The sequence below is a fragment of the Neomicrococcus lactis genome (assembly GCF_014200305.1).
In the GTDB taxonomy this organism is placed as follows: Bacteria; Actinomycetota; Actinomycetes; order Actinomycetales; family Micrococcaceae; genus Neomicrococcus; species Neomicrococcus lactis.
This window is the reverse complement of the sequence record NZ_JACHBL010000001.1, coordinates 651,232-665,825: the sequence shown is the minus strand read 5'-3', so window position 1 is coordinate 665,825 and position 14,594 is coordinate 651,232. Positions and strand designations below refer to the sequence as shown.

12 protein-coding genes are annotated in these 14,594 nt (G+C 57.8%); all 12 read right to left on the bottom strand.

Going from position 1 to position 14,594, the window contains the following annotated elements:
* Nucleotides 1–13 precede the first annotated feature (13 nt).
* Nucleotides 14–1,003, bottom strand: a complete 990-nt coding sequence (locus BKA12_RS03075) for a Gfo/Idh/MocA family oxidoreductase (protein ID WP_338087411.1) — start codon at nt 1,001–1,003, stop codon at nt 14–16.
* Nucleotides 1,000–2,106 carry a DegT/DnrJ/EryC1/StrS family aminotransferase gene (locus BKA12_RS03070; protein WP_183640561.1) on the bottom strand — a complete coding sequence of 369 codons (1,107 nt, stop codon included), beginning with the start codon at nt 2,104–2,106 and terminating at the stop codon, nt 1,000–1,002. The genes BKA12_RS03075 and BKA12_RS03070 overlap by 4 nt, the downstream gene beginning before the upstream one ends.
* Entirely contained in the window at nt 2,103–2,711 is a 609-nt protein-coding gene (locus BKA12_RS03065; protein WP_183640560.1) for an acyltransferase, read from the bottom strand. Before BKA12_RS03065 ends, BKA12_RS03070 begins: the two co-directional genes overlap by 4 nt.
* Before the next feature lie 8 nt (nt 2,712–2,719).
* Nucleotides 2,720–4,024: a nucleotide sugar dehydrogenase gene (locus tag BKA12_RS03060; RefSeq protein WP_183640558.1), complete on the bottom strand. Its 1,305-nt coding sequence runs from the start codon at nt 4,022–4,024 to the stop codon at nt 2,720–2,722.
* A gap of 58 nt (nt 4,025–4,082) precedes the next feature.
* Entirely contained in the window at nt 4,083–6,287 is a 2,205-nt protein-coding gene (locus BKA12_RS03055) for a glycosyltransferase (protein WP_183640556.1), read from the bottom strand.
* 12 nt (nt 6,288–6,299) lie between these two features.
* A complete protein-coding gene (locus tag BKA12_RS03050; RefSeq protein ID WP_183640555.1) occupies nt 6,300–7,070 on the bottom strand; it encodes a hypothetical protein in 771 nt (256 codons plus the stop codon).
* Nucleotides 7,070–8,302, bottom strand: coding sequence for a UDP-N-acetyl-D-mannosamine dehydrogenase (gene wecC / locus BKA12_RS03045; RefSeq protein ID WP_183640553.1), 1,233 nt, complete (start codon nt 8,300–8,302; stop codon nt 7,070–7,072). The genes BKA12_RS03050 and wecC overlap by 1 nt, the downstream gene beginning before the upstream one ends.
* Before the next feature lie 59 nt (nt 8,303–8,361).
* Nucleotides 8,362–11,337 carry a glycosyltransferase gene (locus BKA12_RS03040; protein WP_183640552.1) on the bottom strand — a complete coding sequence of 992 codons (2,976 nt, stop codon included), beginning with the start codon at nt 11,335–11,337 and terminating at the stop codon, nt 8,362–8,364.
* Nucleotides 11,338–11,402: 65 nt separating this feature from the next.
* Nucleotides 11,403–12,557: an LCP family protein gene (locus BKA12_RS03035; protein WP_246361591.1), complete on the bottom strand. Its 1,155-nt coding sequence runs from the start codon at nt 12,555–12,557 to the stop codon at nt 11,403–11,405.
* A 179-nt stretch (nt 12,558–12,736) separates the two neighbouring features.
* On the bottom strand, nt 12,737–13,687 hold the full coding sequence (gene mutM, locus BKA12_RS03030) for a bifunctional DNA-formamidopyrimidine glycosylase/DNA-(apurinic or apyrimidinic site) lyase (RefSeq protein ID WP_183640550.1): 951 nt from the start codon (nt 13,685–13,687) through the stop codon (nt 12,737–12,739).
* A 6-nt stretch (nt 13,688–13,693) separates the two neighbouring features.
* Nucleotides 13,694–14,380, bottom strand: a complete 687-nt coding sequence (gene rnc, locus BKA12_RS03025) for a ribonuclease III (RefSeq protein WP_183640548.1) — start codon at nt 14,378–14,380, stop codon at nt 13,694–13,696.
* A gap of 8 nt (nt 14,381–14,388) precedes the next feature.
* The gene (gene rpmF / locus BKA12_RS03020; protein WP_183640546.1) at nt 14,389–14,592 is read right to left on the bottom strand and encodes a 50S ribosomal protein L32; all 204 of its coding nucleotides are present in this window, start codon (nt 14,590–14,592) and stop codon (nt 14,389–14,391) included.
* Between the last annotated feature and the right edge of the window lie 2 nt (nt 14,593–14,594).

Genomic DNA, 14,594 nt, shown 5'->3' with positions numbered 1-14,594 from the left:
TAACTACGTTGCGTTAGATCCTGACGCTTTGGCCTTCACGAGCGGACTCGATCAGCGCTTCGGCAATACGAAGCGTCTGTAGCCCTTCGCGCATAGTCACATATCGCTGGTCGATCTCCAGAATTCCATCGCGGAAAGCTTCGTGTTCCGTCTTCAGCGGTTCAGCCTTAGGGAATGCGTAGCGCGTTACGTTTCCTTCCGTAACTCCCCGGAAGTTGGAGATGCTGGCCCACTCCGTAGCGACGGATCCATTTTCGTGGAACGTCAGATCAGCCGTCAAAGTGTCAGCGACGAACGCGCCCTTTTCACCAATGACTACGGTCACGCGTTCTTTCATGGGGGAAAGCCAGTTCACCTGGTGATTCGTGATGATGCCATTAGCGAGCTTTCCGACAGCAACCACCATGTCTTCATGCTGACGACCTGACGCGAGCGTCGTCTGAGCCGCTACCTGAACATACTCAGAGCGAGCAAGCCAAGCGGTCAGGTCGATGTCATGTGTGCCCAAGTCCTTGACCACTCCCACATCTGCAATGCGGGCTGGAAATGGCCCTTGGCGTCGAGTGGAAATCTGCAGAACTCGTCCCAGTTCGCCTTCGTCGATACGACGGCGCAGCTCTTGCAGAGCCGGGTTGAATCGTTCGATGTGTCCAACGGCGCCAACGAGGGTTGCCGCCTCGAAAGCGTCGACCATACGCTGACCAGCTTCGGTGGAAGCAGCAATTGGCTTCTCTACGAGCGTGTGAACACCGGCCGCTGCAAGCTCCAGTCCCACTTCTTCGTGCAAGCCGGTGGGAACAGCGACGACTGCTGCATCGATGCCGTGCTTGATCAGGTCGCTGACATTGCTGTAAAGCGGCAATTTGCCGGCAACCTTGTGAGCATCGCCCATAGCATCAGCCATGGCAACCAGCTCGAGGCCTTCAGTTTCACGCACCACGCGAGCGTGGTGGCGTCCCATCATGCCGAGGCCAATCAGTCCTACGCGAATGGTTTCGCTCACGCTCCTGCTCCTGCCACCGTGTTGACCGCTTCAACGATTCGGTCCAGGTGTTCTTGAGTCAAGGACGGATGAACTGGCAAGGACAACACTTCGTGCGTGGCCTTCGCCGTTTCAGGCAAGTCAGCTGGCTGGTGGAAGGACGGAAGTTCGTTCGTTGGCACCGGGTAGTAGACACCGGAGCCCACAGCGAAGCGTTCCTTGAGTTCCTTGCCGAAAGCATCGCGATCAGCAACAGAGAAGCCTTCAAGACGAACGGTGTACTGGTGGTACACGTGCTCCGCGCCCTCGGCAATCTTCGGAGTCTTGACCCCCTGCAAGTGAGCGTCAAGGAATGCCGCGTTGCGGCGTCGTACTTCGGTCCACTCCCCCACCTTGGTGAGCTGAACGCGTCCGATAGCAGCGTGAATATCCGTCATGCGGTTGTTGTAGCCAACCAGCTCATTCTGGTACTGAACTTCCATGCCCTGGTTGCGAAGCAAACGCAGACGACGCTCAACTTCAGCGTCACCCGTGGAAACCATGCCACCTTCACCGGAGGTCATGTTCTTCGTGGGGTACAAGCTGAACATTGCGAAGGTACCGAACGTACCCACCTTGCGGCCGTCGATAGCTGCACCGTGCGCCTGAGCGGCGTCTTCGAAGAGCATCAAGCCGTGCTTCTGAGCAAGCGCTTCAAAAGCCACCATGTCTGCCGGGTGTCCGTAGAGGTGAACCGGCATGATGGCCTTGGTCTTGTCCGTAATCAGGCTCTCGACCGATTTCGGATCAAGGCAGAAAGTGTCCGGATCAATGTCAGCGAACACCGGAGTAGCGCCGGTCAAAGCAACGGCATTGCCGGTCGCTGCAAACGTGAACGCAGGGACGATCACTTCATCGCCTCGTCCAATGCCCGAGGCCGCCAAGCCCAAGTGCAGGCCGGACGTTCCGGAGTTCACGGCAACGGCTGCTCGTCCGTCGAGAAGAACCTTAGAGAACTCTTCTTCAAAAGCCTTGACCTCAGGGCCCTGAGCCAACATGCCGGTAGCAAGAACGCGATCTACTGCGTCCCGTTCGTCTTGGCCAATAATCGGCTTTGCCGGTGGGATGAATTCAAGCTCGCTCATGCGTTCGTCTCCTCAAGTTCAATCAAAATGCCGTTGTCTTCGCGGAATAGCGCGCCCGTGTCAGGGCATTTCAGGTTGTCCCCATCGGCGACCAGAGGCTTTCCAGCTCGTGAAACCCAGCCAATGCGCTTCGCAGGAACGCCGGCCATCAACGCGAAGTCCGGTACGTCCTTCGTCACCACCGCGCCGGCAGCGATCAAAGCCCAGCGGCCCACAGTCACGGGGGCTACGCACACCGACCGTGCACCGACGGAGCAGCCTTCCTTGAGCGTCACGCCGACTGCTTCCCAGTCAGAAGCGCTCTTGAGCTCACCCGTAGGAGTGATGGCCCGCGGGAACGTGTCGTTAGTCAGAACTACGGCTGGACCCACGAACACGCCTTTTTCAAGAACAGCAGGTTCGTAGACAAGCGCGTAGTTTTGCACCTTGCAGTTGTCGCCCATCTGAACGCCAGTGCCAATGTAGGCACCGCGTCCGACGATGCAATCGCGTCCCATCTGGACTTCTTCGCGAACCTGAGCGAGATGCCAGATCTTGGAGCCGTTCCCGATGTTCGCTTTGTCAGAGACGTCCGCGCCGGGAGCAGCAAAAAATTCTTGGCTCACGTTAGCGCTCACGCCTTGGAATCCGAAGGGATACCGATCGAGCGGAACGTCACGCCTTCGAAGTTGGCCGAATCAATCATCTTGCGGCCGTCAACGAAAGTACGGATGCCCGGAAGCTGTTCCTTGGTCAACGTCTTGTACTCCGCGTGGTCAGCCTGCAAGATCGCGGCGTCGACAGGCTCTCCGAAGTGGTACGGGGTGAAGCCGAACTTCTCGAGCTCTTCATCCGTGTACATCGGATCTTCAACGAGTACTTCTGCGCCAGCAGCCTTAAGAGCGTTGACGGCGTCGAAGACACCGGAGAATGCGGTTTCCTTCACGCCACCGCGATATGCGGCACCGAGCACGGTAACACGCTGACCAGCGAGGGCGCCGTGGGCACCTTCAAGCAGTCCCACCGTGTAGCTCGGCATTGCGGCGTTCGCTGCACGAGCCGTGCGAACGATCGTCGCCTCTGGGTCATTCCACAAGTACAAGCGTGGGTAGACCGGAATGCAGTGACCGCCAACGGCGATACCTGGGCGGTGGATGTGGCTGTATGGCTGAGAGTTGGAAGCCTCGATGACTTGGTAGACGTCAATGCCGTTGTTCGCAGCAAAGACGGCGAACTGGTTCGCGAGGCCAATGTTGACGTCGCGGTACGTGGTCTCGGCGAGCTTTGCTAGCTCGGAAGCCTCGGCACTGCCGAGATCCCAGACTCCGTTGGCACGCTTGAGGTCCGCACGCTCGTCGAAGTCGAGTACGGCGTTGTAGAACTCCACGGCCTTGTCAGCGCCTTCTTGCGAGAGGCCACCTACGAGCTTGGGGTACTTGCGAAGGTCTTCGAATACGCGGCCCGTGAGGACACGTTCTGGGGAGAAGACCAAGTGGAAGTCTTTGCCTTCCGTCAGGCCGGAAACCTCTTCGAGCATTGGCTTCCAGCGCGTGCGCGTGGTGCCAACAGGCAACGTGGTTTCGTAGGAAACCAGCGTACCCGGGGTCAGGTGCTTGGCCAGTTCCTTCGTTGCTGCGTCCATCCAGCCGAAATCGGGGCGGGCTTCAGAGTCAACAAAGAGCGGGACAACCAGTACGACGGCGTCCGCACCGGGAACAGCGTCGCTGTAGTCCGTGGTGGCCCGGAGATTGCCGGAAGCGACGAGCTCGGTGAGCTTCTCCTGCAGGTGCGCTTCACCCGGGAATGGTTCTTTCGCTGCGTTGACCAAGTCAACCGTGTTCTGGTTGACGTCGACGCCAACCACTTCGTGTCCCTTGGACGCAAACTGAACAGCAAGTGGAAGCCCAATTTTACCGAGGGCGATGACGGCAATTTTCACGGATTTTCCATTCTTATGACGATGCTAAAACTAGTACTGACACTACCACCGGGAGGACTTATCGCGTGGGAAATAGAGCTTCTTGCCACTTGACGTTGACTGACTCAATATCAAAATTCTTGGCGCTTTCTTTGGCCAGTTTAGACTCGCTTGCGTAGAGCGCTGGGTCTGCAACCAGTGCAAGAATCCGTGCGGCTGCGGCGTCGTTATCCGCCACCACAAAGTGATCCCCAAAGATGCCACGAACGCCGTCACGCTCCCACAGAATAGGAACCGCACCGGATGCCATGCCTTCGGCCGGCGCAAGATGGAAGCTCTCAGAAGTACTCGGCGACAAGATGAATCCCATCTTGGAGAGCCAGTTACCCATGTCAGCACCGAATGGTTCAAACACCACTCGCTCGCCGATCCGAGGATCAGTACCGAGGCCCTTGAAGAACGTCTCGTAGTCCTTGCGTTGGTCTTCCTTCTTCCACTCGTGAGCGTAGTCCCACGGCATGCGGCCCTTGATGTGAAGCGTGAAGCGAGGGTCCTTGTCCAGGAGCTGGCGCAAGACTTCTACGGCACGGTCCGGGCGCTTGCGCCACGGCACAATGCCCACAAGCCCAATGCGGAATTCGCTGCCTTCGATCTTTGGACGGTCCAAATCTAGAACGTCAATGCCGTTTGCAATGACCACAATCTTGGACTTGTCCCACTTGGTCTGCTCCGCCGTGATGTCACGGTAAAGCTCTGACACGGTCACGAGCTGATCAATCGCATCAAAGTTGATGTTGCCCAACCATGGGCCACCAAGTTCAAACATATGCAGGCGCACCACGAGACGCTGATGACTCTTCTTGCGCTGCGAGTACCACACAGAGTTTGGTCCGGCCCATTCGCAGAAGATCGTGTCAGCCCAGTCAAGAAGCTTCTGAGACTCTGCCTCATTGTTCTTGTGAAGGGTTTCCCAGTGGTCAATGCGCAGCTCGACATCAGGGCGCCCCTTGAGCATGTCCAGAAGCTCACCGGCGAATTTGAGATCGTGTCCGGCAACGAGCACCTTGTGCTTCTTCGGACCGGTCTGGGCAACGCCATGGGCGCTGAGGTAGGAACCCAAGAAACGATCAATGTAACCGCGGATCACCTTCGCGCGATTGCTCAGTCGATACGGCTCAACGGCCGCCTGTGCGCGCAATCTTAACTGTGGAAGCTCATTGACGGCTTCCGCCAGAACTTTCGCGGCACCATCCACGGAACGCTCATTCGGGCCCAAGAACAAAGGGTAGTCTGCCCCGAAAATCTTTTCGTGCGCAGCAGTACGGTTGAGCAGCGGTGGAACGCCGGAGGCTGAGTATTCAAGAACCTTCGTTGAAATCTCAACACTCTGATCGAGAGCAGCAGAGCGCCAAGACAGGCCCACGTCTGCATGGGAAATGAGCTCGCGACTCTTTTCACGCGACACGCCACCCTCAAAAGTCACGCCGTCTGGAGGCGTATTCGCCAAAGCCTTCATGCGCAAGGGCCACTCTGGATCCACTGGGGACTTTTGGAACTTATCCCCCACCATGCGCAGATTAGCTTTGACACCTTGCTCAGCCAAAGCCTGGACTAGCTCCGGAGCTTCAAGCGTCAGCCATTCTTTGGCGAACTTGCCCGAGTAAATGAGTCGGAGTGGATCACCAGTGACACGTGGGCTCTCCTGAGTAGAGACCTGCGTAGAAACGGCTGACAGATCTGCAAAGAACTCGTCAGGAACCATGGGAGTCAAGATCAGAGTCTTGCCAGCGGCTTCTGGGATGGTGGCTTCTAGGTGCGCACGCGCTTCTTCAGTCTGCGCAAATACACGTTGCGAGCGGCTGCAGACTCGTTGAATCTTGTCCACTTGCTGATCATCCATATCCCAAATGGGGTAGTGATATTCAGTGACGTAGGACCACAAGATCTCGGAGATCGGGTCCGACTCCACGAGCTTGTCGCAGACATCAATGCCTCGCGCGATCACCAGATCCGGTCGATTCTTGCGAATCAAGTTCTCAATGATTGCTCGAACTTCAGAACGAATGATGGAGTCACGGCCGCGCGTCGGTTTGGCCGGAATGACCTTCACGTTCGGCATGGACGCGAGCTTTGCGCTGAGTCGATCAGTCTTGACAATTGACTTGAGCGGAATGGTGACTTCACAGCCACCCAGAGACAACGCTTCTGCCATCGAAAGAAGCCAGATTGCCGAGCCGTCAAGAACGTTTAGATTGACGTCTCCGTAGAGAACAACTCGTGGCATGAAGGAAATTCCTTAGTTTGCGTTTGCAACTGCTTGCACGGATGCGGCCAGTGCGGATTCGTCAGTTGCATCATGGATGACTCGGGATGCGCGCTGGCGCAGCGATTCGCTACCAACGTGATCGTTCGTCTCATCACTCGAGACCACTACTACGTCAACGTCCTCGCGTTTTGCGACGTCCAACGCCTGTAAGAGTTCGCGCATGAGCGGCGTGCCACCGGCGTCCAGAGTGCCACCCCACGGACCAACAGCAAAGGCGCCGAGATCGACAACGATGCAGCGCGGCTCCAGCTCCTGAATTTGGGTGGATGCGATGGACGGATTCAACGGAACGAAAGTGAGATCAGACGACTTGAGAGCAACGGCCAATGAGTCTCGAGCAACGCCAAGCACCGTCTGCCCTGATTGAGCAGCCGACTTCGAACCCATCCCGCCAGTCATTTCAAACAACCGAGCTGACCGTTCTGGGTCTTCTTCCATTGCGGCGGCGAGTCGACCGGCCGATGTGGCGTGTGATCGAGCAACTGCGCCCCCGGCTGGACGCGACGCGCCAGCTTGAGGCGCGGATCGGAAGGACAGGTTCGACGGGGCACCGGCACGCGCCGCCACATGGATTTTGCGGGTATTGATAATCCCGGAGCCGACTAGTGGAATGACCGCGATCGCAGCAAACCACCAGCCGAGCACCAAGAACTGCACCAAGAAAAGCAGGCCAGCAACGGCTATGAGGACATAGGAACCTAATGTTGCTCGTGTAGTTCCTTGGAGCAGTCGACGTAGCATTAGCGCCAAAGTCCTCGAGTATCGACGATTGCCTTGCCAGCAAGTGCGGTTGCTGGAACAGCCTTGAACTGATCGTGGTCAACCAAGAGCACCACAATGTCAGCGTTCTCCAAAGCGGCGTCCGTCTCTTCGAGGGTCACGTTGGACTTCCCGGCGAGAGCCTTTGGCATTGCGGAAACGTGTGGCTCGACAGCCAGGATGGAGCTCTCAGGGAACTCATCAGCCAGCTGAGCAGCGATGGAGAGCGCTGGGGATTCGCGCAAGTCGTCGATGTTTGCCTTGAATGCAAGACCCAAAGCAGCGATCTTCGGCGTGCGGGAAAGGCCAGCAGCTGCTTGGCGAACCTGCTCAATAACCCAGTTTGGCTTGGCATCGTTCGTCTCGCGAGCCTGGCGAATCAACAAGGACTCTTCAGGAGCGGCTGCCACGATGAACCAAGGATCAACGGCGATGCAGTGTCCGCCGACGCCTGGGCCCGGCTGCAAGATGTTGACGCGTGGATGGTGGTTAGCCAACTCAATGAGTTCCCAGACGTTGATGCCCAAACGGGAGGAAATCACGGAAAGTTCGTTTGCGAATGCAATGTTCACGTCGCGGTAAGAGTTTTCCACGAGCTTTGCCATCTCAGCGGTCTTCGCATCCGTCAAAAGCATTTCGCCTTCGCAGAATACGGAGTAGAGATCGCGAGCTGCTTCAGCAGCTTCACGTGTGATACCGCCAACGATGCGGTCATTGGTCACGAGCTCTTCCATGACGCGACCTGGCAATACGCGCTCTGGGCAGTGCGCAAACAACAAGTTGCTCTCGCGAAGGTCCGGGCGGATCGAGTAGATGTGCTCGGCCATGATCTCGGTGGCACCTGGAGGGGAGGTCGACTCAAGAATGAGGAGCTCGTCGCCCTGCAAGAGTGGAGCAACATTACCGGCCGCTGCCTTGATGTAGTCCAAGTTTGCCGACTTGTCAGCGTTGAATGGAGTTGGCACGGCGATGATGTATGCCTCGCCAGCTGGCGTCTCAGTAGATGCGCTCAGCATGCCATCTGCAACGGCCTTCTCCACGAAGTCACCCAGTGCAGGCTCTACGAAGGGAACGCGTCCAGCGTTGACGGCGTCAACGGTTGCTTCGTTGACATCCACGCCGGATACCTTGATACCGCGAGATGCAAGAATCGCTGCGGTGGGCAGACCAATGTAGCCGAGTCCGACGACAACGACTCGAGAAAATGATTTCATTTTTCACCTATCTCCCGGCATTCCTCCGGGCGTTCAACTAGAGCAAGTATAGGCAACGGCTATTGTGCTGTGAGCCGGGTATACAGCGCGGCATACTTTTCTGCATTCGCAGTCCACGTTCGGTCCGCAAGGACCCACGCGCGTCCAGCCCTTCCCATTTCCTGTTGGCGCGCGGGATCTTCGAGCAGATCCGTGATTGCATCAGCAAGGGCCGAAGGATCCTCCGCGGGAACCGTAACTCCGTTATCGCCGTCATGAACCAGCTCGCGCAAAGCCGGCAAATTGCTTGCAATAACGGGCCTTTCGCTTGCCGACGCTTCCACGGGTTTAAGCGGGGTCACATTCCGCGTGACGTCCAGGTCCTTTCGCGGAACAACGAAAATATTCATGGCTTGGTGATACGTCGGCGCCAGCGCTCGGTCCACTCGGCCAGGGAAGATGCAGTGCTCGCTGACACCCAGCTCTTGCGCTTGGCGCTTCAAGGCAGGGAGGACGACGCCGTCGCCCACTATGAGTAGTTTCACACGGGAATTCGTTTTGCGAACTTTTGCGAAGGCTGTCACCAGATCGTCAAGGCCTTCGTAGCCGACGATCGAAGAAATGGTGCCGATGTATTGAGCGTCCGGGTCCAGACCGAGTGCACGCCGAGCATCCTCGTGTGTGCCAGGGGCCTCGAGGAACGGACCGCCAACAGCGTTAGGACAGAGGATGATGCGCTCCGGGTCAACGCCTTGAGCAATCAGTGTGTCTCGCATTTCGGCGCCAAGCGTCACGACGGCACTCGCGCTTCGAGCAATCTCCTGCTCACGTTCTACAAACAGTTTGTAGCGCTGTGACTCGCGTGCGGACTCTTCGCGGGTGGATGCCCAGGTATCAGCCAGTTGCCCACGCACTTCATAGACCCACGGGATTCCCACTGCTTCAGCAACGGCGCGCACCACAATGCCATTGACGAAGTGCGTGGTGGTGTGAAGTACCGCTGGACGTTCTTTCAGCACGTACTCCAGGAGCATTTCGGCACTGAGCTGAAGCTGCTCCTCGAGTCCGTTGCCCGTGGTCCCCCACCACTTTGGCGGCATCAACCGGTGATATGTCACTTCGCCAACACGGTCTTCGTCTTGGGCGAGCAGCTTCCCGACCACCACTGGGTAGCCAATGCGCGTCACGGCGCGAACATCCCAGCCAGCGCCTACCAGCGACCGCAAGATGGAGTGCGAACGCTGCGCGTACCCGCTGCCGGTGTGCGGCAACGAGTTCGTCAAAAAATGCACCGTTTTGTGGTCAAGCGGCCGGTAATTCGGTTGTTTTGGAAGTTCCAGTTTGGAGCCTTCAAACACGCGAAGTTCTGCGGCTAATCGCTCGTCGCGGCCCTGGGCGGCAGCATCCATATCTCCGCGGAAGGCAGCGCGCCGCGCAACGGCGGCACGCACCCAGTTATTGTTCTGGGGCGCACCGTCCAGCAAACGATCCGCATGCTGAGGGAGCCCAGAAGCAACGGCCGCGTCCGCCAAGAGAGCACGTTGCAAAGCGTCCCGGTAGCTGCCGTCGGTTGGCGATTGCGCCACCCGTTCAAGGCGTGTCGCGAGTCCCTTTTCATCACCATCGATGGCGCGCAACAGAGCTCCGGGCACCGAATTGTCAGCCGTGAAAATCTTCAGTCCCGCCTTGGCCGTGGCGCTCACCGCAGTGCGGGGCAAGCGTCGGCTTACTTGAAGGGCCAGCACCATGGGATCGTCTGCAACGTGCTGTGAGACTGTCCGCGCGGCGACGGCCGCGTTTCGAGCAAGGGTTCGGGCCTTGCCCTGAAGACCTTTGATAGACGAGCGCGTCGAAGATTGATCCACCATGGCTACTTTCTGAGGCGACACAAGTTCCTCGACGGAGTGAGCGAACCGCTGAGCGAGGGACGCAAAGTTGGCATGCTCAAGCACCCAAGCTCGTCCCCGGACGCCCCGATCCAATTTCGATGGATCGTTCTTTAGCTCTCGCCATAGCGCCACCACGGCATCGGCTTCCGCGGGGACGACGTCGCCGGCCTGGGCTTCCTGAATGATGTTTGCGCCTTCGCCCTTCACGATCGCCGTGATGTGCCGGCCGATGGACAGCAATTCATATGTCTTGGAAGGAACTGTCAATTCAAAGCTTGGCCAGTCTGGGCGCAACGACACAACGCACGTGTCCGCCCAGCGATACATTTCAACGGCCCCAGCCGAATCAACTTGTGGCAAGAACTCCACGGGCGAGCCAATGGATGCCGCATAGTCCTGCAGCCACTTCTTCTGAGTACCTTGTCCCACGATGCGCACATGCACGTCATCACCAGCGAGTTTCGCAGCATCAATCAGTAGCTGGAGATTCTGGCTTTCGCCGTGGTTGCCCATATAGAGGACCCGCAACGGACCTTCGTGTGGGTCGGGAGCACCGAGCGCCGGTAACTGGTGGATGTGCACTCCGTTAGGGATGGTAATGACGCGACGCGATCCGCGCGCACGCATGACATCGGCAAATCCTTGAGTCACCGTGATCACCAAGTCGGCGCGTTTCTGAACTCCCGAAACCACGCGCTCCATGATGCCTGGGGACTCGGAAGTGACGATTCGAGCTTCGCGCGCAAGATCTGGCCACGCGTCACGCATGTCAACGATGAGGGGTACATTGCGAAGACGTGACGCCACATATCCGGCGGCGATTGTTGGAAGCGCTGGTACGGTCACTGCCACCACGTCTGGCTTGGTGAAAATCAGTGAAAGAGGGACGCTCAAGCCCGCGCTCAACAGATTCGACGCGAGCTTCCCAGACCGTGACCCACCGAAATCCAGTAACGGAACACGGTGAATCCGTTCCCCAAATTCACCCAGCGTAAGCGACGCTTTCTGCTCGGCGGAAGCTGCGGCGTCGTACTGGGAAGGGTGCGGGGCAACCACGTCAACGTCCCAGCCCAAGTCCCGCAACGCTTTCGTGAACGCTATCCAGCGACGCGACGGAGGCGTGTTTTCCGGCGAATATGAGTGGGTAATCAGAAGCAGACGCACCATTCGATCCTAAACTGCGGCCGTGCTCGCCGCGGGTTCGGCGCGCACACTGGCGCGGTCATCCGGCATTAGTTGCTGGGAGAGGGCGAGGCTGAGGACGACGACGGCGAAGCTGGATCGCTCGAGTCGCTCTCATCCGTGATCGATCCGCCGAACGCGTTCGTGCCGTGATTTGGATCGTCCAAGAAAGCCTGAACGTCATCTTTCTTGAGCGCTTCGGATATTGCGGTCATCGCTGCGGTGTCCTGCTCGATGATGGACGCACCGCCAGGACCCGTTGCCGCTGGACCGGTTGGAAGAGTGAACATCTTCACGTCATCGAGCTTGATGTCCTTCAACTGCAGAAGCAGCGAGCCAGCCGTCTGCGCGTCCAGGCTGCTATCAACGCTCAAGTACGGGCTGACTTCGTTGACGATGTTCGCCACGGTAATCGGGTTATTGAGAGTGGCCTGATTCAACAGCTTTCGAGCCACAGCGCGCAAGAAGCGCTGCTGGTTCTGCACTCGTTGGAAGTCACCGTTATCAAAGGCCTTGCGTTCGCGAACGTAACGAAGTGCCGCGGTGTCCTTCAGTTCAATGGTGCCCTTTTCAAAGCACGATGGATTCACCTGACCAGAGCAGAAGGCGATGGGGTTCTTGACCGTCACGCCGCCCAGAGCATTCGTGAGTCCTTTGAAGCCCTCGAAATCTATGGAAACCACGTGGTCAATCGGGACGCCGAAGAGGCTCTCAAACGTACTCACTACAAGCGGGTACTTGCCGAGCGAATACGCGGCGTTAATCTTGCGTTCGCCATGCCCCGGAATGTCAACCCACAGGTCGCGGACCACGGACATGACGTACATCTTTTTACGGTCTGCCGAGACATGAACCAGCATGATGGTGTCACTTCGGGCCCCATCTTCGCCCTTGTTCTCTGCCGTGTCTTGACCCTCACCGCGGGTGTCTGAGCCCAAGAGCAAGATGTTCAGCGAGTGGTCGTTAGGGTCCTTCTGAAGCTGTCCCTGAGTACGCACATCGATGGTGGTGGTCTTAGACGAATAAGTATTGGCAAGGTTCAGCAAGTAGCCAGCAACAATTGCCACGGCGACGACGATCGCCGTTCCAGCGATCCACCAAATACGACGGCTCTTCTTTTTGCGCGGGCGCATTGGCAGTTGAGCATCCGGATCCGGCGACGCCAAGGGTTGCGCTGCGCCGAACTCGTCTGGTTCATTCGTCATGGGCGATGGTTACTTTCCGCTTGATCATTCACTGCGTTGTCCCGTCCCGCAGTAACTACAGCGGGCAGCTGCAATCAGACAGTGAGGACGGTCCCCCAGAGATTCAGGAGCCGATCAATATTATTGTTCTTTCTTGGGAAGAACCTGCATGGCGGCTGAAGAACACGCCCGGGTCGGCACTAACGATCAGCGCCCAATCGTGGGCGAGGTTTCGGCTGGCACTTAGGGCACCAATAGGAGCCGCGGCCCATGAATGCGTCTCTCTTCATGAGAGTCTCTCGGCCTTCTGCTGCGCATCGCTTGCACGGCTCTCCAGCGCGTCCATAGGCATTGAGGGATCGATCAAAGTAGCCCGAAGCGCCGTTCACGTTCACATAGAGCGCATCAAAACTCGTACCGCCAGCCTCCAACGCCGCATTCATGACGTCTTTCAAAGCTTCCGCAAGAGCAAAAACTTGCGACTTCTTTAGAGCATTCGCAGAGCGCAAATAGTGAATTTTCGCGCGCCACAAAGCTTCGTCAGCGTAGATATTGCCAACCCCTGACACCACGCTCTGATCCAACAAAACACGCTTGATAGCGGACGGCTTCGAGGCCAACAACGAAGCAAGATACGGGCCGTCGAAAACGGGATCCAGCACGTCGCGCCCAACGTGCGCTACCGCATCCGGTACCAACGCAAGGTCCGTGCCCAGGCCGCCAGCAGCGCCGTCGTGCGTGGGAACGAGAGGGGAAATAAAGAGGCCCCCGAAAATGCGCTGATCAATAAAGCGCACCACGTTGGGTAGCTGGTCCAGCGGATCCAGCGCGAGGGAAATTTTGAGGTGCGGCTCGCGGCGATCCTTCGTGCTCTTAACGAGGAACTGGCCGCTCATGCCCAAGTGCGCCACGAGCGCGGCACGGGGAGTTTCGTCCGGTAGTCCGGACGGGATTTCAAACCAGAGGTACTTTCCGCGACGCACCACGTTGCCGAGGCGCGTGCCGAAGAGCTCGGCTTCAAAGGCTTCCATTTCGCCGGGGTGACGGCGAACGGAGCGGCGGTCGTAGACGATGGCCCGATGAATAGAACGGCCCGAAGCATGATCAGCAAGTCCTCGACGAACAACCTCTACTTCGGGCAACTCAGGCATCGGTACCTACAAACCTTCGTTTTGAAGTTCTGGCCAGGATGCAGCAGCGGCCATTTGTTCGGCTTCCTTCTTCGAAGGGCCGGTGCCGGACTGGTACGTCTTTTCGCCGATCTTCAGCGTCGCTTCGTACTGGCGTGCGTGGTCTGGGCCGGAACCCACCACGAGATATTCAACGGGGCCGAGCTTGCGGCCGGCCGCGGTCTCTTGAATGGTGGTCTTCCAGTCCATTCCCAAACCGTGGTCTTCAACCTCAACCAACAACGGCAATACAAGGCGAAGCACTAGCTCTTGCGCAACCTTCAACCCATTGGAGCGATAGGTAGCACCAATGAGGGCTTCCATGGTGTCCGCCAAAATGGAGGACTTGTCCTGACCACCGGTCAGGATTTCTCCTTGACCCAGCAGAATATGAGGACCTACCTCAAGCTCGCGAGCCAACCGAGCAAGCGCTCGAGTAGACACCACGGCGGATCGTTTCTTCGCCAGATCGCCTTCCGGAAGATCCGGGTAATTCGTGTACAAGTGATCGGTGACAGTGAAGCCCAGTACGGAGTCACCCAAGAATTCAAGGCGCTCGTTGGTGGGGATGCCACCGTTCTCATACGCGTAAGAACGATGTGTGAGTGCAAGACGAAGCGTCTCGGGATCAATGTTGACCCCGAGACGCTCCAAAAGCTCTTCAGTTTGAGGCATAGGACGAATTAGGCGTCCGCTACCTTGCGTCCCTTGTACTCAAGGAACAATTCCGTACCAGCAGAGTCGGTAACAACCTTTGCCTGGTGGGGAAGGCTGTAAACAACCTTGCCGTTTTCAATGGTCTTAACCAAGGTAGGCACGGTAGCCTTCCACTGGGAGCGGCGTGCGCGGGTGTTGGCGCGAGACATCTTCCGCTTTGGAACAGCCACGG